Origin of the sequence: Klebsiella aerogenes, assembly GCA_029027985.1 — a bacterium.
Lineage (GTDB): Bacteria > Pseudomonadota > Gammaproteobacteria > Enterobacterales > Enterobacteriaceae > Klebsiella > Klebsiella aerogenes_A.
The window spans coordinates 2,416,535-2,440,392 of record CP119076.1; the positions used below are offsets into that span (position 1 = coordinate 2,416,535).

Sequence of the window (23,858 nt, forward strand, 5' to 3'; positions counted from 1 at the left end):
TTTAACTTCCTAAAATGAGAACGACTGTATCACGCCAATGACGTACTTGCCTGATTGGGTAATATTCTGCGGATGGCGTATCGTCCCTGAGAGTGCGCTACCGGCGAAGGCTGAGGTGTTAATAACCGCATTGGTTAATTCACGCTGCAAAGAACGTTGTAATGCTTCAGATGGAAAGCGCTTGGGGTAGAACTGTGCTTGCATGGCGGCTTTAATCCCACCGTTAGAGATTCCCGGGTTTTGGGCACGGATAATTTCTTCTGTGGTACATCAAAATCTTCGTTTTTTGGTTCTTTTAAGTGTAAATCCAGCTGTTAAGCTTGAATCAGTTTCAACTGATAAAGGAAGTAAAAAATTTTCGAAGATAGAGAACTGGCGGATTTGACGATGGCGATAGGCATTAATCAATACCTATAACCGTCTGGCTATCAGTTTCCGCAATGTACCGCAGGAAGCGCAAAAACCCTGATATTGCGTGTTGTGACGTGTCGATCGTGCGGCGTCACACCTGCAAACTTAACAACTCCAGTCAGGAGATCGTTATATGATAAGCAGAAATCCATTTTTATCCGCAGTAGCCGCTGTTGGAATGATCTTCTCAACAACCGTTTTGGCACATGGCGTTGAACCACAGGGGCAAGGCGAGACGGTTAAACTCAATTTTTCTCATGCGATCCCCAACATCCCGGGTAAATCACTTACTGCGGTGGAAGTCATTTATCCTGCGGGCGCAGCATCGGCACCCCATACGCATGCTCCTTCTTCATTTATCTACGCCTATGTGGTGGAAGGCGAGATTATCAGTCAGGTCGAAGGTCAACCTGAACGGACTTATCGGGCAGGTGAAAGCTGGTATGAAGATCCTGGCGCACACCATGTTGTCAGCCGTAACGCCAGCAAAACTAAACCGGCGAAACTACTGGCGGTATTTGTTGTGGACACCAAAGACACTCAGCTCACCACGCCAGACAGTAAGCCGTAATGAATGGGGGCCGAATTGATAGTAGGGAAGCGCAGCTTCAAGCACATGAGTCTACAGAATATTTTACTCAGTGATGGGGCTGCCAAATTTAGCGACGCAATGCCATACCTTCTTCAAATGCTGTGGGTCATAACCTTTCCTGCGAGCTAGCCCGATATCAAATGGCGTGACAAAACCGTTGTTAACGAGTTTTCGCGCCAGATCGGCAATCTCTTTTCCCCGGTAATCGACGCACTCGGATAGGTGTTTTTCCGCTAGCCGGTAACCAGGATGCCATTCAACCGGGCAGGCTAGCCGGTGAGCGAAAATGCCGATCGGCGTGTCTTTATAGCAACTATCCAGCACCACGGCTTCAACATCGTCCGCAATAGTCATGATGCCGTGTATGTGAGCTTCTATATAGTTATCTAACACGTCTGTGGTTAGGCGATCTCGCTCGGCTAATTCAATCAGCGCGCACTTTTCGGCAGTGCCAAAATTTGACGGCGCGAAAAAGCTATCCGGGTAACAGAAGGTCGTTCTCTTCATGGCCGCTGGGCGCATACGGAAATGCGATGACCCAAAGCGCGGCGATCCGCCCGTTATGCTGTTCCGGTAATTTAACGCCCCATATTTAGGACGTAGTTCCGGGCTTGCGTCAGCATACGCCATGCCAAAAATAGCGTTTTCCCACGCCCAACGATCTCCACCGGGGTACGCCGTTAATCCGCCGTTGCTGGTATGTGTTTCAAACTGCGAACGATACACGCCATCCTCAGCTAACGCCTCAATCATGGTCATTCCACGGCATAGCGCATCAGGATGGAAGTTAAGCGTGACGGGCATCGTTGTTGGTAACGGATCACCATCCGCTTTACTGGAAATATGAAGAAGGGCGGCCAGAACAGGGTTAGCGAGCATCGTTTTTCCTTGGTTGCGGTAAAGGATATCTTACATATTAATGACCATGTAGGAGAGGGCTGACGGGAAACCGCCAGCCAGAAGGCGTTTTAGTGACCTGATGCGGGTGCGTCTGGCATACCCGATTTCACGAACGGCGGGCGGGTGAACCAGATGATGATAATCAACGCCATAAAGCCCCAGCCGAGGATCCAGAAGTAATCAATCGTCGACATCATGTAGGCCTGCTGGGTGATAGTCTGGTCGATCATCGCGAAATGTTGCTGCGACGGGCCGCCCATCTTCGTCACGTAATCCACCGCCGCCGGATTATATTGCGATACGCTCTCCGTCAGATTGGCGTGATGGAAAATCGCGCGATGCTGCCAGATCCACGTAGTTAGCGACGACGCGAACGATCCGCCGAGCACGCGGAAAAACGTCGCCAGACCAGAGCCTTCCGCCACTTCATTACCGTGCAAATTCGACAGCACGATGGTGGTCAGTGGCATAAAGAAGAATGCCACGCCGATCCCCATAAACATCTGCACGCTGGCGATGGTGTAGAAATCCACGTTGGTGTTGAACTGCGCGCGCATCAAACACGACGCGCCCATCGTCAGGAACGAGATAGAGCACAGAATGCGCAGGTCAAACTTCGTGGCATAGCGTCCAATAATCGGCGTCAGTAAGAGCGGTAAAAAGCCCATCGGCGCGGCGGCAAGCCCCGCCCATATCGCTGTGTACCCCATCTGCGTTTGCAGCCACTGCGGCAGAATGATGTTGATGGCGAAGAAGGCGGCATAGCCGAGCATCAGCGCCAGCGTGCCAATCGCGAAGTTGCGGTCCTTGAACAGACGCAGGTTCACAATCGGATGGCGGTCGCCCAGTTCCCAAATTACGAAGCTAATCAGGCTGATGGCCGAGACAATCGACATCACGATAATCGGCGTAGAAGAGAACCAGTCCTCGTCGTTGCCTTTATCCAGCACCACCTGCAGCAGCCCCACGCCCAGCACCAGCAGCATGATGCCGATGTAGTCGATAGGCGAAGACTGAGTGGTCTCTTCGCGGGTGCGTAGCTGCGTCCACACCACGATGGAGGCGAAAATCCCAATCGGTACGTTGATGTAGAAAATCCACGGCCAGGAGTAGTTATCGGTGATCCAGCCGCCGGTAATCGGCCCGACAATCGGCGCGACCACGGTCACCATCGACAGCAGCGCCAGCGCCATGCTGCGTTTCATCGGCGGGAAGATGACTAACAGCAGCGTCTGACACATCGGGAACATCGGCCCGGCGAAAAAGCCCTGCAGCGCGCGGAAGATGATTAGCTCCGTCATACTGTGGGCGAAACCGCACAGGAACGAGGTCAGGGTGAAAAACACCACCGAACCGATAAACAGCTTCAACTGACCGAAGCGGCGGGTAAACCAGCCGGTCAACGGCAGGGCGATGGCGTTACACACCGCGAACGAGGTGATAACCCAGGTGCCCTGATCCGCGCTGACGCCGAGGTTGCCAGAAATAGTCGGCAGCGCCACGTTGGCGATGGTAGAGTCCAGTACCTGCATGAATGTCGCCAGCGACAACGCGAGCGTCGCCAGGAACAAGCTGGGCGGCGTAAAGGCCGCCTTCGGCTCTGACATAGCTTCTCTCTTAGCGCTGAGCTACAGCGCTGCTGTTGTCATGAAGGATTTTGGCCACCAGTTTGTCCGCCGCTTCCATTGGCGTTTGATACACGTCGGTGGTAAATCGCGGCTGCTCGACGGTTTTTTGTGGCAGTAGGTGACCATCCAGATTGCGGATATCCACGCGGGCGTTCATCGACAGACCAATGCGCAGCGGATGCTTCTGCATGTCGTGCGGATCGAGGGTGATGCGCACCGGCAGGCGTTGAACAATCTTGATCCAGTTCCCGCTGGCGTTCTGTGCAGGCAGTAGGGAGAACGCGCTGCCGGTACCAATACCGAGGCTGGTGATAGTGCCCTGATATTTCACGTCATCGCCGTACAGGTCGGCATTCAACGTCACTTTCTGGCCTAAACGCATATCCTGCATCTGGCTCTCTTTGAAGTTGGCATCCACCCACACTTCGTTGAGCGGCACGATGGACAACAGCGTAGTGCCGGAAGTGACGCGCATCCCGAGCTGCACCGCGCGTTTGGCGACGTAACCACTGACGGGCGCAACAATAGTGCTTCGGGAGTTATCGAGATAGCGTTGGCGCAGTGTCGCAACGGCTGTTTTGACTTCAGGGTGGTTTTCCACCACGGTGTCATCGACCATCGCCTGATTGGTTTTGAGCGCTTGCTCTGCAGCCAGTAAATCGCTTTGTGCGCTGGTCACAGCATCACGGTAGTGCGCCAGATCTTCCACCGCAATGGCGCCGGAACTGACAATTTTTTCACGGCGCGCGTAGTCACTTTTCGCTGTTTGCAGGGCCACTTTTTTGGCAGCAACTTGTGCACGGTAGTTGTCGGCGGTGCTGTAGAGGCCACGCACCTGACGCACTGTGCTGGCGAGGCTGGCTTCTGCCTGCTGCAGGGCGATGGCGGTATCGCTCGGGTCCAGCAGAACCAGGGGCTGGCCTTTCTCGACAAAATCGCCTTCATCCACGGTCACCTGGGTTACGGTACCGGTGATTTGCGGTGTCAGGGTGACCTGATTGCCGTTGACGTAAGCATCGTCGGTGCTTTCGTAATAGCGGGCGTAAAGCAGGTACCAGGCCAGACAGCCTCCTGCCGCGAGGATCAGGATCAGTAATAAAATGGCAAAGTTTCTTGTACGCTTGCTTGGGCGTTTTTCCGCGGGAGGCGCGTTATTTTCCATAGACATAACCGGTGACCTTAATTAGCGATGGGGTGCCGTGAATTCATCGGGCAGCATTTTGATAAGAATTTCTGCGAGCTGCCGGGATTCTTCGAGCGTCAGGCGCGCCGTTAAGTCCGCGAGGATGGCATTCAGTGCTTCATTCTGAAACGTATTGCATAGCGTCTGACCTTTTGCTGTCAGGGCCAGGATCACCTGGCGCTTGTCTTGCGGATTCGGGTGGCGCGCGATTAGGTCGCTCTTCACCATACGTTCAACCATACGGCTCATTGCCCCGGTATCCATCTGCAAGCTTTTGCAGATTTCTGCCGGGCTGGTATTTCCTTTATATATATTAATCAGCACCTTAAATTGCGCGGCGGTAATACCTGCGCCAGAAAAATAATGGCCGATAAGCTGGTCCTTGAACTGGTTTGCCAGATGAAACAGCAAACCGAGATGCAGGTTTTTATTGGATTCAGTGAGGGTTGTCATAATAGCTGCCTGGTCAGTAATCAAAATAATGATTACTGCCTGGTCATCAATTGTCAAATTATGTCAGCGCAAAGCACACATTTTGACAAATAGAGGAGAGCAGTGAGCGTATTTTGCGTTCGGAGCCGTAATGAGATTCGTTGCTCGCGGATTCAACGACGGCGGCGCCGTAATGAATAATACTCTCCCGACAGGAAACATAGCGCATCACAGCCGAAGAATGCTAAGATAAAAACAGCGAGTATACATATCGGAGTTTGTTAATGTCTTATATGAGTGCCGGAGTGGAGTATGGCGTGCACTGTCTGCTTTACCTTATCAGGTCGGACGGCATGACCGGTGAGGCCAGCGTTCGCGATCTGGCTGAACTTCAGGGAGTTCCAGGCGAATATCTTGCCAAACTGTTTACAAAACTATCAAGGGCTAAGCTGGTCATCGCCACCGAAGGAATTAAGGGGGGATTCAGGCTGGCTCGTCCTGCAGAGCAAATCACCGTTCATGATGTGGTCATCGCCATTGACGGTGAGAAACCGTTGTTCAGTTGTCGGGAAATACGTAGCCGCTGCGCTTTATTCTCTTCTGATATTCCCGCCTGGGCGACCCAGGGAACCTGTTCTGTACATGCTGTGATGCTTGCCGCTGAAAAGGCAATGCGCCAGGAGCTTATGCGTCATACCCTGGCTGATCTGGCTCAGCGTGTGTCAGAGAAGACCCCCGCGATTTACGGTGAACAGATTATTCAGTGGTTATCCGATCGCTCTGAAAATCGCCGGGCGAAATAAAACGGCACCTTTAGCATCGTTTGGACACAGCGGGTACGCACTGGTGCGAACCCGCTCTTTGCTTAGCTTATTATTACTGTAGAGCAGAACGGTGAATCCGTTTCCGGCCTGTTCTGGTCATGAGCACAACAACAACCAGACACACTATCTGGAGCAGGACACACCAGCCCATTGCCTGTACCAGGCCCAGTGATGTTGACATCACATAAAACAGCGTACCAAAAATACTGATCCCCAGAGCTGAAGAAAACTGCTGGGCCGTACTGAGTAATGCGCTGCCCATTCCCGCGTGTATGACAGGAACTTGCCTCAGGGAAAAACCCATCAACACCGGTAAAATCAGTCCATTTCCACAACCTGTCGTGATCACTGCCGCAAGCAGGAACCAGACCGGGGATACGGTAAATAACGTCCCCCAGGCAGCCATGCCGAGCCCCGCAGCGGTGACACAACAGCCGATAAAAATAGCCAGCGACTGATGCCCGGCAGCCCACCGGCGAAACAGAAGAGAAGACATAATAAATGCCACTCCGGAGGGAACAAATACCAGCCCGGCCAGGAACGGGGACAATGTCAGCCCCCTCTGCAGTACATTGGTTAACAGAAAAATAAAGCTGGAGAAGTAGAGCATAAAGATACAAATGGCGAGCAGGCCACGCCAGAGTGAAGGGATCCGGAAAAGACGGATATCGATAACCGGGTCTCCACTTTGACGCAGCAGGCGCCATTCATGTGAAAGGGTGATGGCAAGCAGTATCAGTCCCGAACTGGCCAGCAAAGCAGGCACTACCCATTCGCGACGATGACCGTAAATCAGAAAAGCTCCAATAATCAGCCCGAATGCGCCCGCCAGTCCCAGGGTTCCCGGAATATCGAATTTTCGTGAACGATGTCCTGATCCTGATGGCAGGAGACGCCAGGCTATGCAGGCAACCAGCAACCCAAGCGGAACCGTGACCAGGAAGATCCAGCGCCAGCCCAGTTCAAAGGCATTCCAGGTCACCAGCGCACCACCGGCAAACTGGCCCAGCACAGACCCCAGGCCTGTCGCAGCGCCGTACCACCCCATTGCCGGAAGGCGTTCATCTGCCGGCAGACTGGTAGTGAGTAAAGCAAGAACCTGGGGGATCATCAGACCTGCGGCACCTCCCTGTAATAACCGGGCGGTAATCAGAATTAATCCGTTCGCGGACAGGGCGCACAGCAGAGTGGTCAGAGAAAAAGCCAGCATCCCCAGAACATAAATACGTCGGTATCCATAAAGATCACCCAACCGCCCCCCGGTTATCAGGGAAGCCGCGAATGTAAAAGCGTAGCCAGCCACAACCAGCTCCAGACTGGCATCGGAGATATCAAGAGAATGCTGAATAGAGGGGGCAGCAACATTAACAACAAACAGATCGAATTGTCCGAGAAAAGCGCCGATCAGCACAATAAACAGAAAGAGGGGCGTCGGTATCTGAAAACGATTAGGCATGTATGGATCCCTTTTTACAGCAGATGAAGAGTGACATGCAGGGTGTTTCTTCTCTTTATTCCGGGGAGAATATTTCTGCAGAAACGAAAAACAGGCACCTGTCGGGTGCCTGTTAAGTTCAGTGGTACAAAAGTTACACGACATCCGGGATTTGTTGCTCAGGATCCGCTGCCGCCAGGATCTCGTCGCGACTCCCTTTTGGCGGATAAATCCATACGGTGTTGATTTGTTTTTTCAGATCTCCAGCCACCGCACCGGTCAGTTTAACTTCTCGTTCCCAGCCTTCGCTGTATACAGCACCCCATGGCCCCAGAGCGAGGCAGGTGACATACTTCGGTTGTGAATAAGGGATAGGTTTCACACCGAGCAAATCGGCCGCCACATTATGGCCAGCAGAACGACCAAGGAAGTTAGCGTGCTGACAGGACATCATCGCATAGTTTCCTTCATCATCGGTGGCGGCCAGCGCGCAGTCACCGGTGGCGAAAATGGTGTTCAGGCCTTTCACCTTCAGGTTACGGTCAACATGGAGACGCCCGAAATTATCGCGCTCTGCCGGTACCTGCGCGGTCAACTGGCTGGCGCGGGCACCGGCAGTCCAGATAACGGTGTCGGTGCTGATAAATTCGCCATTTTCCAGTCTGACACCCTGTTCACTGACCTCAGCCACACCCGCCCCCATCTTCCAGCTGACACCCAGTTCTGTCAGCGCTTCAATAATCACCGGACGTGGACCTTCCCCCAGACCCGCACCGACTTCACTGTTGCGATCAACAAGAATGACCCGGGCATCCGTGTTCTGTCCGAGGATTTCACGCAAACGTGACGGGAGTTCTGCGGCAATTTCCAGACCAGTAAAGCCGGCTCCGGCTACCACGACGGTATTTCGTGAGTCGCTGGCGGGTTTGGCCGCCAGCGACTTGAGATGAGACTCCAGATGGGATGCCGCGGTAATCTGGTCGATATTGAACGCGTGCTCTTGCAGGCCCGGGATAGGTGGGCAGAACAGGCGGCTACCTGCGGCAAGCACCAGGCGGTCATACTGCAGTGGATAGATATCACCGGCATCGCCTACCGGCTTGATTGTTACCACATTATTCTCAACATCAATATTTTCCACCAGGCCGGGAATAAAACGTACGCCCGTCGTGTTAAAAAGGTCCTGCAGCGGGGCTTTCAGGCCTTCTGGAAATTCTTCATACAACCGTGGGCGAACATGCAAAGACGCTTCTGGTGCCACCAGGGCAACTTCAACATCATCACGTCCTTCTTGTTCCAGCAGACGAACCGCGCCCAAAGCACTCCACATACCGGCAAAACCGGCACCAATCACGAGAATACGTGTCGTCATAATTTTTCCTTGTTCTCAATACGTAGTTAGTTTTATCGCTACTGCAGCAACCCGAGAGGGTTGTTCTGAATGCCGCGTCGATAACTACGACTATATAGATCGTAGTTATCGGGCGCAAATATTTTCTGCTGATGAATGAATCGGGCCGGATGAAGATACATGGGAATGAAGCACAGCATCGCTGGGCTATCTGCTTTGCAAATGACTGGCTCGAATGGCTGCGACGTGAACTCACATAATTAGTGGTGATTGTTGCCTGATCAGCCATTCCATCGGCAGTAACATACGAGGCAGGGTGGGGTGATAATGGGCCGTCTAAAGGATCTCGGACAGAGCGTTATGCCGGGACTCTAATGGCTTATGGGTGAGTTTGGTCTCACTACAGCAGATATTTCTACCAGATTTAAAATACCAAACCCATAGCTGACTGCATACTTAGCAAACTCTGTCGCCAGACCTTTTCCCCATGATTCTGTATACAGTGGACTATCTACAGGATGCGTTAAGGTGTTCAGGAACGCAGGTCTAAAATATAGCCTGGACATTCCTAATGAGCCACAATGGGGTGCAGACGAATTCCTGGACCTTCAGGAGTTAATTTATGCATTCATACGAGGACCGGATCCGGGCCGTCGAACATTAGGTGCAATGAGTCCGGTGAAGTACCGGCAGCATCTTGGGATCACAACATAACAGTCCAGAAAAACATCCGCGCAGCCCACAAATAGACATTATCATTGAGCCTTGTCTGGGCCGTTTTTAGAAGTCCGCTTTGTGACTAAATTAAGATGTCCGCACGTGGGTAAGATGCCGGTCGATAACATCCTGAAGGATCCTGAGTCGGTTCACATCGTTCATTGAGAAAAACTCCGTTCCGTATGCCGCCATGAGTCTCATCCTTTGAAAGCAGTGATCGCTGTGGTGAGACTGTAAGTTGGTCAGAGACGGACATCTCAATTTAGCTACTTCAATGTTAGTGCGCATAATGTATATTATGTTAAATGATATGCAGCACCAATAACTTCATCTCACTCATGCAGTTTCGTGTTGCTCACGAACGTCAGTGGATTTTGATGGACATGGTCACCTGTCTGCCATTGTTGATCCCACTCCACTATCACATAGATAATTTGTCAACTCGTTCACTGTCTACGCAGCCTGCTTCGCTACAGGCTCTTAAGTTTTTTTATGATTAGCGAAATCACCACAGCTACTTATTCGCATTTGCTGGTCGATGAATACAAGGACTGCAATAGTGAGCAGCATGAACTGGCTTGTGCGCTTTCACGTTTGCTACCAACGGTCGTCTTTGGTGACCCGATGCAGTGTATCTTCAGCTTCAGCGGCCCTATGCCAGACTGGAACCGTACTATCACTCCTGCTGGGCTAGCTTGCTGTCCGGTGAGTATGACATTTCCCAGCCTATCGGTCTCCTGGTGAACATATCGAGAACAACGTATTGATTTAATGCAACGGTCCATATAAGATTTATCTACAAGGTGATGGTGCTCCACCTTTCCCAACCGCCGGTTTCTTTCAAAACCGGATGATGACGCCTGATATACAGTTGAATTAGTCCTTTTATAGGCATGTATGTCAGGTATCGCTATGAAAAATCAAACCACATTACCGCTTACCTCAGAATCTCTCTCTTTTCAAAGAGATAATCCGATTTATGTCTTCGGCCATCGAAACCCTGACAGCGATGCTATCTGCAGCGCGCTGGTTGTGGCTGACTGGCTTAATTACACCGGTCGTCCCGCAACGCCCTGGCGCCTGGGGGATATCACCCCGGAAACCCGTTACATCCTCAACGTCGCGGGTGTTTCACAACCTGATTTACTCACCGCTGACCTGACCGATAAAACCGTATGGCTGGTTGATTTTACGGATGCGGAGCAAGGACCGTCTTCGCTGATGGACAGCAACGTCATCGGCATCATTGATCATCATCGTATTGGCACCCTAATTACCCGCAACCCACCGGATGTCTGGGTGCGGGCGGTAGGATGCTGCGGAACCGTAATTCTCTCAATTCTGATGCATGACATTCCTATGCCGCTGACTGCCGCTCAGGCTGTGTTGCTGATGGGGGCGATCCTCAGTGATACCGTTGCGCTGACCGGCCCCACCACCACCACTCAGGATCAGGAAGCCGTAGCTGTTTTGCGGGAAATCGCCGGCATCGATTATGACCAGTTTGTGGCCGGACTGCTCCGAGCCAAAACAGATATAACCGGGCAATCCGCGTCGGTTTTACTCAATCGTGACGCCAAAAATTACCGGATCCATGATGTGCCGCTGTTGTTGTCACAAATTGAGGTACGCGACATGGCTGATATTACTCCCCTGTTGCCTGAGCTATTGCAGGAAATGGATAAAACCTGCAAGGACAGTGCGCTGGACATGGTGATCCTGATGGTGACAGACATTACCAGTCGGAACTCCGTTTTGCTTTTTTCTGACCGCAGCCTGACAGGCTCCCGCCAGGTGTCGCTGCCCGGCATGACAAGCCGGAAGAAAGAAATCCTTCCCTGGCTGACAGACCGCTTCGCTTCTTATAAGAGGTGATTTATGCAAATTTACCGGCATGCCTTGTTACTTGTACAGAATGAAACCGATGGTTTGCTGTTGCTTGAGCAGGCAGAACGTCTGGCAAAAGAGATGGGGACCCGTATTACTGTCGGGCATCTCAGCGCTGACTATCGGGAACTGGATTATACCAGTGATTCATTAACCAAAGACCGTCAGTCCCGTGAAGTTATTGATGCAAAGGCTATGCTGAGCCGCCTGGTTGAGTCCAGCAGTATTGATATCAGCGTTAGGTCCATCGTCAGCATCCATCGTTTCCGGGACGTTGAGGCCGTTGTTCAGCATGAAGATATCGATCTGGTCATGCTGGGACATAAAAACCGCCTGTTCGGGGTTTTTTCCTCCTTTTCTTTCGAATTCATCAATCACCTTTCTGTTGATGTTCTGATTAAACATATTCCAGCCCCTTAAAAGAAGGTCAAACTTATGAGCTTTGAAATTGAACGTATCGTCGCAAGAGAAATTCTGGATTCCCGCGGTAACCCGACCGTAGAGGTTGAAGTGACTTCTGTGGGGGGCAGTGTGGCGCGAGCCTCCGTTCCTTCCGGTGCCAGCACCGGGTCCCGTGAAGCCATCGAGCATCGCGATGGTGACAAGACCCGTTTTGGCGGTAAAGGCGTACAGGATGCGGTCCGCTACGTCAATACCGAAATTAACGATGCCCTGCAGGGTTACGATGTACGCCGCCAGAAAGAAATCGACAACTGCCTGATTACCCTTGATGGCACAGAAAACAAAGGCCGCCTGGGTGCTAATGCGATCCTTGGCGTGTCGCTGGCAGTATCCCGCCTGGCAGCACAACTCTCCTCTACCCCGCTCTACCGCTATCTGGGTGGCGTCGGCGCGAATCTGCTGCCGGTTCCCTGTATGAATATCATTAACGGCGGGGTTCATGCCCGCTGGCAAGGCGCTGATTTTCAGGAGTTTATGATTGCACCATGGGGGGCCTCTTCCGTGCGCGAAGCTATTCGCTGGGGTAGCGAGGTCTACCAAACCCTGCGTCAGGTCCTGTTGGAAAAAGGTTTATCCACCGGCGTGGGCGATGAAGGTGGTTTTGCGCCGGCCGTTTCCTCAAACCGCCAGCCGCTGGAGCTGATCGTGGAGGCCATCAACAAGGCGGGATACCGCCCGGGTGAGGATATCGTTATTTGTATGGATCCGGCCTCCAGTGAGTTTTATGCAGATGGCAAATATACCCTTCGTACCGAAAATACCCAGCTCAGTGCTGAAGAGATGACCCGTTACTATGAACAACTGGTGAATGACTTCCCGATTGTGCTGATTGAAGATGGCCTGGCGGAAGATGACTGGGCTGGCTGGCAAATTCTGCATGCTGCCCTGGGCGGTAAAGTTGAGCTGGTTGGTGATGATATCTTTGTGACCAACGTGAAATATATCCAGAGGGGTATCGATGAGAATCTGGCCAACGCCGCATTGATCAAGCTGAACCAGATAGGCACCCTGAGTGAAACTATCGAAGCCGTCCAGTTGTGTCAGGATAACAACTGGGGAACCTTTATTTCGCACCGGAGCGGGGAAACCGTGGACAGCTTCATTGCAGATATGACCGTCGGCCTGCGGGCAGGTCACCTGAAAACCGGTGCACCCAGCCGTGGGGAGCGCATTGAGAAATACAATCAACTGATGCGTATTGAAGATGAATTAGGTGATGCCGCCATCTTTGCCGGTAAAGCCGCTTTCAAAAAACGCTGATTCCGTCACCCTTCCCGTATGCTCAGATACGGGAAGGGGTAAGGTGATCCTGTGAACGGAAAAATACTCATACTGTCAACAGCATCGGGCATCCTGGCAACCCGATCTGCATGTCCTGACGGGAATCCCCGTACTGTATGAAATGAATGAAAAACGGGCCATCACCGCACGTTGTTCCCTTGAATGACGGTCTGATGGTGCTCTGATTTCAGCGAGGTGGTATGTACAAATCATTATTCGCGGTGGTGATAGGCGGATCGATCGGCTGTGTGATCCGCTGGATACTGTCCATGCGGCTCAATGCGCTTTTCCCCAATCTTCCTCCTGGCACCCTGGTGGTTAATCTGGTTGGCGGATTTATCATCGGTATGGCACTGGCCTTCTTTGTCCGGCAGCCTCACCTCGATCCCGCCTGGAAGTTTTTTATTACCACCGGCTTATGTGGCGGAATGACCACCTTTTCCACCTTTTCTGCTGAGGTAGTGGTGTTACTGCAGAATGGCAATTATGCATGGGCTGTCATTTCCGTACTAACGCACGTTACTGGCTCGCTTCTGATGACTGCCGCCGGTTTTTTTGTGATGACACTGTTGTAAGCCATACGCTTAACCGGCGCTATGTCTCCGTCAGACTTTCATTTTATCGGCATAACAACACGCCTGACCCGTCGGGTCAGGTTTTTCCGGAGAAGGATGTATGGAGATGCCCCCTGAGAATAACGTGAAGGGACTTTCCGAAGCCGAGGTGCGGGCCAGGCTGGCGCAATATGGCTACAACGAAGTGCGTGAACAGCCTCCGGGCCAGTTGCGTGCGATCCTCAAACGTCTGTGGGGCCCCATACCCTGGATGCTCGAAATTGCGCTGGTACTCGAAGTGGCTCTGGGGAAGACGATCGAACCCGCCATCATTGCAGGGTGGCTCGCTTTCAGTGCGATCCTTGGCGGCATTCAGGAACGGCGGGCACAGTCAGCACTTGACCTGCTGCGCACCCGGCTGAAAGTTAATGCCAGTGTATGTCGTGATGGCACCTGGCGACTGATACCGGCCCGAGAGCTTGTCCCCGGTGATGGTATCGCCTTAACAGCGGGGGACCTGGTCCCTGCCGATTGTATGATTGATGAGGGAACTGTGGATGTTGACCAGGCGGCCCTGACCGGGGAGTCAACCCCGGAGTCACACAACGAGGGGGATACTCTCTATTCAGGATCGACGATTACGCGCGGAAAGGCGACAGGAACCGTCACCGCCACCGGTACCCGAAGCTACTTTGGGCGTACGGCAGAGTTGGTACGAACGGCCAGCTCTGCCAGCCATCTTGAACAGCTTCTGTTCGCTGTTGTGCGCTATCTTGTGACCATTGATGCCATGCTTGCGGTCATTCTGGCCGTTGTTGCACTCTGGCGCGGTGAAGATTTGTTGCCCCTTGTCCCCTTCTTCCTTGTTCTCATTATTGCGACCGTCCCGGTGACAATGCCGGCAGCCTTTACGGTCGCCAATGCAGTGGAAGCCCGGAGGCTGGCGAATCAGGGGGTACTTGTCACCGGTCTGTCGGCGGTACAGGAAGCGGCAACCATGGATGTGCTGTGTATCGACAAGACCGGTGCACTGACCAGAAACCAGCAGTCAGTTGCCGGCATAGCGGCGCTTCCGGGAGAGAATGAGGACGAGGTTCTGGCCTGGGCTGCCGCGGCCTGTGACGAAACGACACAGGGGCAACTTGAGATGGCGATTCTGGATGCGCTACGATGCCGGGGGGGAATGCCGCCGCATATCCGAGAGCAATTCATCCCGTTCGATCCTGCCACGAAACTTTCCGAAGCCCGTGTGCGTTCAGACAATGACGGATCATCCGTTCACATCATTCTGGGGTCACCAGTGGTCGTTGCCTCACTCGCCGAATCTCCTTCTGAGTTCACCACGATCCAGCAGGCCATGGTGGCGTCCGGCGCCAGGATCCTGGCAGTCGCAACCGGCACCGACGGCCATCTCCGTATTCGCGGGTTGCTGGCACTAGCCGATGCACTACGCGATGATGCCGCAGCCCTCGTCAGGGATATTCGGGCACTGGGTATCAGGATAATCATGGTCACCGGTGATACGGTTGATACCGCCAGAGTTATCAGCCGCCAGGCAGGGCTCGGTGACCGCTTCGGCGATGCGGTCAGGGATCTGCAGACACCTCTCCGCTTTGATGGTTTTGCTAACTTCTATCCGGAAGAAAAATTTCGTCTGGTGCGGTCCCTGCAACAGACGGGCTGTATAGTCGGCATGACGGGGGACGGTGTGAATGATGCGCCGGCACTGAAACAAGCTGAAGTGGGTATTGCCGTACAGACAGCGTCTGACGTGGCAAAAGCGGCTGCTCAGGTGGTGTTGACCCACCCCGGGTTAGACGGTGTTGCCGCCGTCGTATCGGGGGGCCGCCGCGTTTTTCGCCGCATGCTGACCTGGACAATAACAAAAATAGCCCGGACCGTTGAGCTGGCGGCTCTGCTGACCATCGGCTATATCGCGACAGGATTCTTCGTCACACCACTGGTTCTGATTGCCGTGATTGTGGTTCTCAATGATGTGGTGACAATCACGCTGGCGACAGACCGATCGTGGGTTTCTTCATCACCGGAAAGATGGAACGTTGGTGACATTGCCCGGCTGGGAGGTGTCCTGGCCGCAGGCTGGCTGGTTCTGGCATTCATGATCCTGTGGTTCGTCCTTACCCGGTTGCAGCTTCCTGTCCCGCAAATCCAGGCCCTGATGTTCGCCTATCTGATGTATACGGCCCAGATGACGATTTATCTTTCACGAACGCCGGGCCGCTGCTGGTCACTCCGTCCGGACCGGTTTGTTGTGTTGGCCACGGTGGGCAATATCATCATTGCCACCGTACTGGCTGCCGGTGGTTTCCTTATGACGCCGGTCTCACTGACACTGCTGGCCATCATGTTTGCTCTGGTTTTGCTGGCCGCCCTGCTGCTCGATCAGATCAAAATATGGCTCTTTGCCAAAAGACCTGTTGAGGACTTACCGAAAAGCTGAACACAGATTATATCCGTTCACCATAGCCAGAACGGTTATCACCGATCGGACTATGACGGGGCGCTCAGCCGCTTTCGGCGGATTGTGCCGGAGGCGTGAAGACCTCACGATAGAGGTCTTCACCATAGCTGGTATCCAGTGGCGCCCCTTCCGTAATACGGAACGTTCTTTCGCCATCCTCACGCCTTTCCGCGCACAGATAAACCGTATCCTGGTGATACTCCTGATAAAATGCGCAGGCAAATTCCGAGGTGTGTGTGACGAAAAACAGCTTCACATGACGTTCTGCCAGCGCGGTCACTATCCCCCTGATAATGCCTGCTCCTTCCCGGCTGTTAGTGGCGGAAAACGATTCATTAAACAGCACCAGATCATCCGACTTCAGTTCGCTGACGATATCCCGCATACGCCTGAGCTCTTCATCAAGCTTTCCGCTGACCATATGGCTGTCTTCTTCACATTTATAATGGGTAAAAATCTGCCGGCAGATATCGGCACTGAAACATTCGGCAGACACAAACATCCCCGTCTGCATCATGATCTGGGCCAGACCGATGCTGCGTAAGAACGTCGATTTTCCTCCCTGGTTAGCCCCGGTAATAATAAAGGTGTTTTTATTATCCGCTTTCAGGGTATTGCTGATGATGGTATCCGGAGAAGTCAGCGCCAGACAGGTATCAAATAATGCATCAAAGATCAGATAGCGCTCCCTTTTGTAGATCGGAACCGGAAAACACTGTGGCATATTCCGGTGATTCAGCACCTCAGCAAGATTCAGGCAGGCGATATAGAAACCCAGCTCAGCACGCAGCGCGCGAAAGAAATTGAGCAGATGTGCTGTAGACTGGGCCATTGCGCTGGCAACCAGCACCAGTCCCTCATCCTGCAGGTCGCTGAGTGCCCGGAACCCGTTTTCATCCCGCGGAGCAATCTGTACCGTATAATGTTCCGGTTTGCGGGAAAACAGACGCCGGAACCAGTTTCTGTTCTCTGCGGCAGGCTGGCGAAGCACATAGCCCTCCCCCCGGTTTCCCGCCCCCAGTCTGGCGCTCAGCAAGACCCCTTTTTTAAATGTCATCTGCCTGAGGTGTCCCTCGATCACTTCAAGATATTCATCATTCAGCTCCTGCATAATCATGACAAACAGGTGTTCCATGCCTGGTGAGGCGACATGAAGAAGGTTTTTTTCCGCAATCCCCCTGACCTTACGTAAATTGTCCAGCAGAAAACGGGTGAACGAAATGGACTGATGAAGAATGGCGGAAGGATACCGCCCGAAAACACCGTAATGGAGTTTTTCCTTTTCCATTAACAGGCAATCCACCACAACTTTATAAAATTCCCTGAAAATTTCAGGATTGTAGAGACAATCGCGCAGGATAGCCTGCCGGTATTCAATATCCTGTACCTCGGTCAATGGTTGTGAACACGCTTTTCTTACCACCGAATACAGAAAATCATCCCCGCCGGAAAGCGCCTGAAAAAGGACCTCCAGTTCCAGATCTTTAGTCAGAAGGGTAAAGTGGGCAGGAAATGATTCATCCACGATAAAATCATCATGTTTATACATCAGGTATGCTTTCATCCGTTTAACCCCGCTTTTATTTTTTCGTGGGTCAGTCCATATTTCTGCACCAGGGTGACCGACCATGCCACGCCATCAGCAGGTTTCCTGATAACTTTATAGGTCCGGGAGGCCTCATTATCCTCTTCCACCGTACTCATCATGCTGACGACTGACGTATCCAGTGCCGTCAATTCATCTATAAACGTCACGCAGATACAAATGGCATCCAGCGCGATGACCTTTTCAATGACCCGCGTACCCAGATAAATCGCATCGTGTGAGGTTGTAGAAGTGAATATCTCATTCATAATGATGAGGCTGCGGGCAGTGGATTTATCCAGTATGGTTTTAATTCTCACCAAATCGTCATACAGTTTTCCACGTAAATTATGAATATTTTCACTTTTTTCAAAGTGGGTAAAAATATTATCAACCAGATACAGCGTTGCCTGTTGCGCGGGAACGTATAACCCCAGCAGGGCAAAATAGTGTAACTGTCCGACCATTCTGGCAAACGTGGTTTTCCCGCCCTGGTTAGGCCCGGAAATCACTAAAATACGCTCTCTCCCGTGGAGATAAAAATCATTACAGATAACCGGTGTCTGCTTATTAAGCAGACTGTCTGCAAGCGCCAGATCAAAAGCCGATGCGACCGTAATATTTTTTCTTTCGCGATTAATCTCAGGAATACAAAACGTTAATCCTGCCACCTGAAACTGGCGGATATAATGGATACTGGCAAGATAAAACTGAACCTCTCGCTCAAAGACCTTCAGCGTATGTTCCTGATAATCAGAGTGAGCTTCAATGAAGGCATCAAGCCCTGCGAAAACAGCAGGGAAAAGTTTCGCCACACAGTCCAGAATTCTGGCCTCAAGATTATTCATGATGCCATCATGACTCCTGAAATCGACGTCAACCTGGACATCATGCTGTTTAAATCGGGAAAAGACCCGTAATACTTCATGGCTGTAATTTATCTCATCCGCATAATGTTCCACGCTGATGGTGTCGCCTTTGATCCTCAGACTGTAGCGGATATCTTCAAGCTGACTTCTGATGGTCTGAGCAACGGTAGATAAATCAGTAAATCCATCACTGTTGATATATTCAGACAGATAATTTCTGAAATTCGTCATCCCGCAGGACGTAAATGACAGGGTTTCCAGCCGCTCATGCAATACGATCACAGCACGGCAGTACAGCAAAACACACTCCAGCTCCCATCGCCGTTGCTGGTAGTGGTAGTAGCGGTTCTCCTTTCGCGAACCAATCTCCCTTATCTTCTGCATTGTCGTTGAATATTCCACCAGGGCATTGTAGAGGTCGTCTTTAGCCACATCCTGAATAACTCCCTGACGGTAGTAAATATCGTCAGGGTATTCCAGTGGAGTATAAAAGAATGGAGAGATATCATACTCCTCCCGACCTTTGACAATCGCCATCACAACTTTATCAAGATTCAAATCAACAAAGCATTCAGGCTGCCGGGTATTTATTTTATGTTTTCTGTTTTCATCAAGCGTCGCGAACAATATGCTGATAAAATTCATAATCCCTCCGGAATGACTTTCCTGAGAATTTAGTTTAATAACGGATCCTCGTGTATATATCACCGGGCCGTCCTGCTATACTCATCTCCATGCAATGAATGGAGAACATCATGGATTATGTCTTAATCGTATTCGCTCTCATGATTCTGGCCCTTATATGTGTATTTGCTTTCGCATTATGGTCACAACATCGTGTGGCGCGAAAAAAACATAAAAAGTAATTAATTTCTTCAGGACGTTATTTTCTGACCACCGTGACTGGACACAGGGCATGGTCAACGACCTGGCGGGCAACGGATCCCAGCAGCCAGCGAGAAAACAACGTTTTGCCACGGTGCCCGACCACGATATGGTCGATACTGTGTGTATCAGCATAACGAAGTATTTGTTCGGCGGGATGGCCCATTGCCACATGGAATTTGGTCTCTTTTTTCAGCTCAGGGTACTGTTTTTTCAGATTCCGCATCATCTGGTTAAAGTAGGACTGTGTCCGGCTGACAAAATCCTGCATCTCCACCTCACCACCAAACTCCGGCAGCTGGCATACGGCAATAACGTACAATTCACTGTTATAATGACGGGCAAGTTCAGACGCAAAACTCATCGCCTCTTTTGCGGGTTCGGAGCCATCATAGGCAACCAGTATTCGGTTCATCATGATTATTTCCTCTTCAACGTAACGGACACTGAACATCGACAGTTGCGAACATTATTCTCCTTTATTCACCCCTTCATCCGTCACACGCCGGGTGTTGTCGTTTTCCGGCAGTAAGTGGCGTGGTAAGAAAAATGCATTTGCTATCAGCGTCGGAAGCACGGCGCTGCCGATCACCGCAGCGACCAGCGATGAGTACTGCGCCTCATTTATCAGGTGATGCGACAGGCCAAACAGTGCCGAAATCGTGCCGAAGGTCAGCCCGGTGGACATCAGCAATGTGGTGTACATACTTTCCTGATGGGAAGATCCATACCAGCGGCACACCGGATAGACCCCGGCAAGCTTGGTGAGCATTTTGACCAACAGCAGGATCAAAAAAGCACCAGGTGCGCCGGCCAGTGCCGGAAGAGAAACCAGCGAGCCCGCCCGGATAAAATAAAACGGCGTCAGCAGGCCGAACGTCAGCGTCCTGAGACGACGTATCAGCACATGGTCCTTACCGACGGTTCCCGCCAGCACCATCCCGATAAGATACGCTGGCAGTACCGCCTCACTGTCAGCCCAGGTGGCCAGTCCACCGAGGGCGAACAGACATAACATTAAAAACTTGGCTTCCAGTTCGGAAGGCCGATCGCCAAAGCGCTTGAAGAAACGGGGGGTAAGCCAGGGAAGGAGAAAAGCCGCCACCACCATGGCGCCGGTAAATGCGACGGATCTGAACGTAAAGGGGGCGAAAATTAGTCCCAGAGCAATAACGGTCGCCAGATCGGTGACAAAGCAGGCGGCAAGGACCGTTTTCCCGTATCCGGAGGTATTGAACCCAAGCTCCAGCATCACGGCATACACCACCGCGACCGATGTCGTGGACATGGCGATCCCGGCCAGCCAGCTGGCTTCGGGCGTCCATCCCAGACACCATCTGGCCAGTGCAGCACAGAGGAGAAACGGCAGGAAAAAGCTGATCAGCCCAATAATCAGCGCCTGTTTCCACTGTTTTCGGAAAACGCCCGGGTCGAGTTCCGCTCCGGCAAGGAAAGTCAGCAGTATTGCGCCTGCACCGGATAAAAACTGCACCCAGCTGGCATCTCCGGCCAGTATGCTGGCACCTAACAAGGCACCAATAATGAGCTGCGCAATTGTCCCCACTACAATTTCGGAGAGCGCTGTCGCGATACGCAGGTATATGGACAGGATGGTGGCGATTAATGCGAGACCCAGCCACAGTGCAGCCTGGAACCAGATTTCAGTCATATAAACTCCCGATGGTAACCGGTGGTTTGCAGAACTGACAGGCAATGAAAGGGGCCAGAAAAGGTAAGCGGCATATTGGCTCCTACACAATGCAACGTCTCACCCGCAACGGGGTGAACAGTCAGAATGTGTAGGCATCATCAGCCGGAAGGCGGTTAGAGGAGAATGCCATCTCCTGTAAAAACCCTAGCAAGAAATACTACTGTTTACCAGCAGTTGAAGACAGGATTTGAATAATGTTTTTCAGATATGCTTCTGCTGACTGTGACAAACACCCTCACCTCCTACCAAGGGATAATGCAACAGGTACAAAAATCAAAATAGCCTCAAAAGCAGCTATTTGGTGCTAGTTCATGAAGTATATTTGCGTCTCTCGACCATATTTAACCGTTTACCCTTATCTACGGAACCCGATTCTTCTGACTCGCCATAATCATTGCGGCAGATTGGTTCCAGTGTTGTGATGGCCCACAGCCAGCGTCCTCTACAGATTATCGATCCCTGGAGTTCTCTACCCACATTCTTTGTCAGCAACGCAAACCGAGAAATATATATGCATGCGCACGCATGCATATTATTATCAGATTGACCCCATCTCCGTGTCGTCATCCAGCACCGATGACAATCCTGCCCTTTATCGCTAAGGAACTGATAGATGAATCTTGTTGATAGTGCGTTGGATTTACGTGTTTTTTTGCAGACGTTGCGCCAGAGAAATGACCTGGTTGACGTTTCACTGCCGGTAGATGCCGACCTCGAAGTCGCAGCCATTACTCGCCGCGTCTATGAAAAACGTCTGGCCGCCCCGCTGTTCAGCCACATCAAATCGGCTTTACCAGGATCGCGTATTCTGGGCGCGCCAGCCGGTATGCTGGCGGATAAAGAAAAAGAGTATGCTCGGCTGGCGCTGCACTTTGGCTTGCCTGAGGATACCCGGCCTAAAGCGCTGATAAAAACCATTCTGGATGCGATGCAGCGCGATCCCATTGCACCGCGCGAATGCGATTCCGCCCCCTGTAAAGAGAATCGCTGGCTGGGTGATGAGATCGACCTGACTCGGCTGCCGGTACCGCTACTGCATGAAAAAGATGGTGGTCGCTATATCGGCACCTATGGTTTCCACGTGGTTCAGTCTCCGGACGGTAGCTGGGACAGCTGGAGTATTGGCCGCATGATGCTGGTTGATAAAAATAAGATGACCGGACCGACCATTCCTACCCAGCATATCGGTATGATCCGCGAAATGTGGACAACCCTCGGCAAGCCGACGCCGTGGGCTTTTGTTCTCGGTGGGCCGCCCGCGGCGGTTGCCGTCGCCGGGATGCCGCTGCCGGCATTCGTCAGCGAACCGGGCTATGTCGGCGCGCTGCTGGGCAAACCTGTGGATGTGGTTAAGTCGGAGTTAAGTCATTTGCGGGTGCCGGCTAACGCCGAGATTATTATCGAAGGGGAAATCAGTATTGATGAGACGGCCGCTGAAGGACCGATGGGAGAATATCACGGATACCAACACAATAAAGGTAAAGTGCAGCCGTTGTTCCACGTTAAAGCGGTAACCTTCCGTCAACAGCCGATATTACCGATCTGCGTGGCTGGTCTGCCGCCGGAAGAAAACCATACTATCTGGGGAACCATGATTTCGGCGCAGGTGCTGAGCGATTTACAGCGTGCCGGGCTGCCGGTGGATATGGCCTGGTGTTCCTATGAAGCGGCAACCTGTTGGACGGTGATCTCTGTTGATCCGCAGCGGTTGGCGGCGCTCAACACCACGGCTCGCGAGTTTGCCGACCGCGTAGCCGAAGTCTATTACCGCACCCATGCAGGATACCTGGTGCCAAAATTAATCATTACCGGCAACGATATTGATATCACCCGTATTGATGAAGTGGTATGGGTACTGGCGACCAGAGCGCATCCGCAAACCGATTTTATTGCCTACCCGGATATCCCGGGCTTCCCGATGGTGCCTTACCTGAATAAGGACGATCTGGCAAAAGGCGCTGGCGGCAATATGGTGATTAACTGCCTGTTGCCGGAACAATTTAACGGAGAGATGCGCGCCACGACGGCCTCTTTTGCGCATTCTTATCCGCAAGCCATTAAGGACAAGGTCGTGGCTAACTGGCAGCAATACGGCTATTGATAGCGACAAAGGTATCGCGCGGTGATGGACCTTTTTCCACCGCGCCCTTAAAATCGGCGATCGTAAAGCCGTTAATTTTTATCAGGTTGGTATGAAAAATAGACCTCAAATGTCCCTTTCCTCCGGCGCGCTGTATGACATGACCAATATCGTCAGATTTCGCGAACGCGCATTGAGTGAAAAACTTACATCGATTGGACTAACACTACCTGAATGGCGAGTCCTGCGGATTATCCATAGTTTCCCCGAAGCCATCCCCATGAGTATCGTGATTGAACATTCGCAGTCCGACCGCAGTACGCTTGGCCGAACGGTCGACAAACTGGTTAATCGGGGATGGGTCGAAAAGTTGGCGGATCCGAGCGATAAACGTGCGTTCCGGGTGCGTTACCTGGAGGCCTCCGTCAACATTTATCATCAAGCCTATGCCCTGGTTGCCGACTATGACGCGAGCATGATCGAGCGTTTATCTGAGGAGGATCGCCAATTACTGGCCGCACTTCTGCAGCGGATACCGCAGAGAATGCAGGAATAACGCAACATTATTCTCTCGTTCTACCGCGCAGAC

Annotated in this window: 20 protein-coding genes, 2 pseudogenes and 2 riboswitches; of the genes and pseudogenes, 10 read left to right on the top strand and 12 right to left on the bottom strand. The window is 52.1% G+C overall.

The window, feature by feature from the left end; genetic code table 11:
* Positions 1–9 precede the first annotated feature (9 nt).
* Positions 10–303, bottom strand: a pseudogene (locus PYR66_11570) (hypothetical protein).
* A gap of 241 nt (positions 304–544) precedes the next feature.
* On the opposite strand from PYR66_11570, the gene PYR66_11575 reads away from it, so the two are divergent.
* A complete protein-coding gene (locus PYR66_11575) occupies positions 545–982 on the top strand; it encodes a cupin domain-containing protein (GenBank protein ID WEF30279.1) in 438 nt (145 codons plus the stop codon).
* 63 nt (positions 983–1,045) lie between these two features.
* On the opposite strand, the gene PYR66_11580 is transcribed toward PYR66_11575, so the two are convergent.
* The 4 genes from PYR66_11580 to PYR66_11595 all read right to left on the bottom strand — a co-directional run bounded on the left by PYR66_11580 (position 1,046) and on the right by PYR66_11595 (position 5,167).
* Entirely contained in the window at positions 1,046–1,882 is an 837-nt protein-coding gene (locus PYR66_11580; GenBank protein ID WEF30280.1) for a DUF3626 domain-containing protein, read from the bottom strand.
* An 89-nt stretch (positions 1,883–1,971) separates the two neighbouring features.
* Positions 1,972–3,510, bottom strand: coding sequence for a DHA2 family efflux MFS transporter permease subunit (locus tag PYR66_11585; GenBank protein ID WEF30281.1), 1,539 nt, complete (start codon positions 3,508–3,510; stop codon positions 1,972–1,974).
* A gap of 10 nt (positions 3,511–3,520) precedes the next feature.
* Positions 3,521–4,699 (bottom strand): efflux RND transporter periplasmic adaptor subunit, encoded by a 1,179-nt coding sequence (locus PYR66_11590; GenBank protein ID WEF30282.1) that lies wholly within the window; start codon positions 4,697–4,699, stop codon positions 3,521–3,523.
* Positions 4,700–4,714: 15 nt separating this feature from the next.
* Positions 4,715–5,167 (bottom strand): MarR family transcriptional regulator, encoded by a 453-nt coding sequence (locus PYR66_11595; protein ID WEF30428.1) that lies wholly within the window; start codon positions 5,165–5,167, stop codon positions 4,715–4,717.
* A 263-nt stretch (positions 5,168–5,430) separates the two neighbouring features.
* Here PYR66_11595 and PYR66_11600 point away from each other — a divergent pair, with 263 nt between their 5' ends.
* Positions 5,431–5,949, top strand: coding sequence for an Rrf2 family transcriptional regulator (locus PYR66_11600; protein WEF30283.1), 519 nt, complete (start codon positions 5,431–5,433; stop codon positions 5,947–5,949).
* Between the two features lie 73 nt (positions 5,950–6,022).
* Here PYR66_11600 and PYR66_11605 read toward each other — a convergent pair whose 3' ends face one another.
* The 3 genes and pseudogenes from PYR66_11605 to PYR66_11615 form a co-directional block, all read right to left on the bottom strand.
* Positions 6,023–7,426, bottom strand: coding sequence for an MFS transporter (locus PYR66_11605; protein ID WEF30284.1), 1,404 nt, complete (start codon positions 7,424–7,426; stop codon positions 6,023–6,025).
* Between the two features lie 133 nt (positions 7,427–7,559).
* Positions 7,560–8,777: an FAD-dependent oxidoreductase gene (locus tag PYR66_11610; protein ID WEF30285.1), complete on the bottom strand. Its 1,218-nt coding sequence runs from the start codon at positions 8,775–8,777 to the stop codon at positions 7,560–7,562.
* A 368-nt stretch (positions 8,778–9,145) separates the two neighbouring features.
* Positions 9,146–9,253 (bottom strand): annotated as a pseudogene (locus PYR66_11615) (N-acetyltransferase).
* Positions 9,254–9,965: 712 nt separating this feature from the next.
* On the opposite strand from PYR66_11615, the gene PYR66_11620 reads away from it, so the two are divergent.
* From PYR66_11620 to PYR66_11645, 6 genes are all read left to right on the top strand, one after another.
* The gene (locus PYR66_11620; GenBank protein ID WEF30286.1) at positions 9,966–10,217 is read left to right on the top strand and encodes a UvrD-helicase domain-containing protein; all 252 of its coding nucleotides are present in this window, start codon (positions 9,966–9,968) and stop codon (positions 10,215–10,217) included.
* A gap of 49 nt (positions 10,218–10,266) precedes the next feature.
* A riboswitch (Fluoride riboswitch) is annotated at positions 10,267–10,343 on the top strand.
* Between the two features lie 42 nt (positions 10,344–10,385).
* The gene (locus PYR66_11625; protein WEF30287.1) at positions 10,386–11,348 is read left to right on the top strand and encodes a manganese-dependent inorganic pyrophosphatase; all 963 of its coding nucleotides are present in this window, start codon (positions 10,386–10,388) and stop codon (positions 11,346–11,348) included.
* A 3-nt stretch (positions 11,349–11,351) separates the two neighbouring features.
* Positions 11,352–11,780 carry a universal stress protein gene (locus PYR66_11630; GenBank protein ID WEF30288.1) on the top strand — a complete coding sequence of 143 codons (429 nt, stop codon included), beginning with the start codon at positions 11,352–11,354 and terminating at the stop codon, positions 11,778–11,780.
* Positions 11,781–11,795: 15 nt separating this feature from the next.
* Positions 11,796–13,082 (top strand): phosphopyruvate hydratase, encoded by a 1,287-nt coding sequence (eno, locus tag PYR66_11635; GenBank protein WEF30289.1) that lies wholly within the window; start codon positions 11,796–11,798, stop codon positions 13,080–13,082.
* A 221-nt stretch (positions 13,083–13,303) separates the two neighbouring features.
* Positions 13,304–13,678: a fluoride efflux transporter CrcB gene (gene crcB / locus PYR66_11640; protein ID WEF30290.1), complete on the top strand. Its 375-nt coding sequence runs from the start codon at positions 13,304–13,306 to the stop codon at positions 13,676–13,678.
* Between the two features lie 100 nt (positions 13,679–13,778).
* Positions 13,779–16,118: an HAD-IC family P-type ATPase gene (locus PYR66_11645; GenBank protein WEF30291.1), complete on the top strand. Its 2,340-nt coding sequence runs from the start codon at positions 13,779–13,781 to the stop codon at positions 16,116–16,118.
* Positions 16,119–16,182: 64 nt separating this feature from the next.
* Here the strand turns inward: PYR66_11645 and PYR66_11650 are convergent, their stop codons facing one another.
* From PYR66_11650 to PYR66_11665, 4 genes are all read right to left on the bottom strand, one after another.
* Positions 16,183–17,703, bottom strand: coding sequence for a DNA mismatch repair protein MutS (locus tag PYR66_11650; protein ID WEF30292.1), 1,521 nt, complete (start codon positions 17,701–17,703; stop codon positions 16,183–16,185).
* Positions 17,700–19,238, bottom strand: a complete 1,539-nt coding sequence (locus PYR66_11655) for a DNA mismatch repair protein MutS (protein ID WEF30293.1) — start codon at positions 19,236–19,238, stop codon at positions 17,700–17,702. The genes PYR66_11650 and PYR66_11655 overlap by 4 nt, the downstream gene beginning before the upstream one ends.
* Before the next feature lie 238 nt (positions 19,239–19,476).
* On the bottom strand, positions 19,477–19,896 hold the full coding sequence (locus tag PYR66_11660) for a universal stress protein (GenBank protein ID WEF30294.1): 420 nt from the start codon (positions 19,894–19,896) through the stop codon (positions 19,477–19,479).
* A 51-nt stretch (positions 19,897–19,947) separates the two neighbouring features.
* The gene (locus PYR66_11665) at positions 19,948–21,147 is read right to left on the bottom strand and encodes a cation:proton antiporter (GenBank protein ID WEF30295.1); all 1,200 of its coding nucleotides are present in this window, start codon (positions 21,145–21,147) and stop codon (positions 19,948–19,950) included.
* Between the two features lie 124 nt (positions 21,148–21,271).
* Positions 21,272–21,332: riboswitch (Fluoride riboswitch) on the bottom strand.
* Positions 21,333–21,802: 470 nt separating this feature from the next.
* On the opposite strand from PYR66_11665, the gene PYR66_11670 reads away from it, so the two are divergent.
* Positions 21,803–23,290: a UbiD family decarboxylase gene (locus PYR66_11670; protein WEF30296.1), complete on the top strand. Its 1,488-nt coding sequence runs from the start codon at positions 21,803–21,805 to the stop codon at positions 23,288–23,290.
* A gap of 91 nt (positions 23,291–23,381) precedes the next feature.
* Complete coding sequence (locus PYR66_11675; protein WEF30297.1) at positions 23,382–23,825, top strand: MarR family transcriptional regulator; 444 nt, start codon at positions 23,382–23,384, stop codon at positions 23,823–23,825.
* The last annotated feature ends 33 nt before the right edge of the window (positions 23,826–23,858 follow it).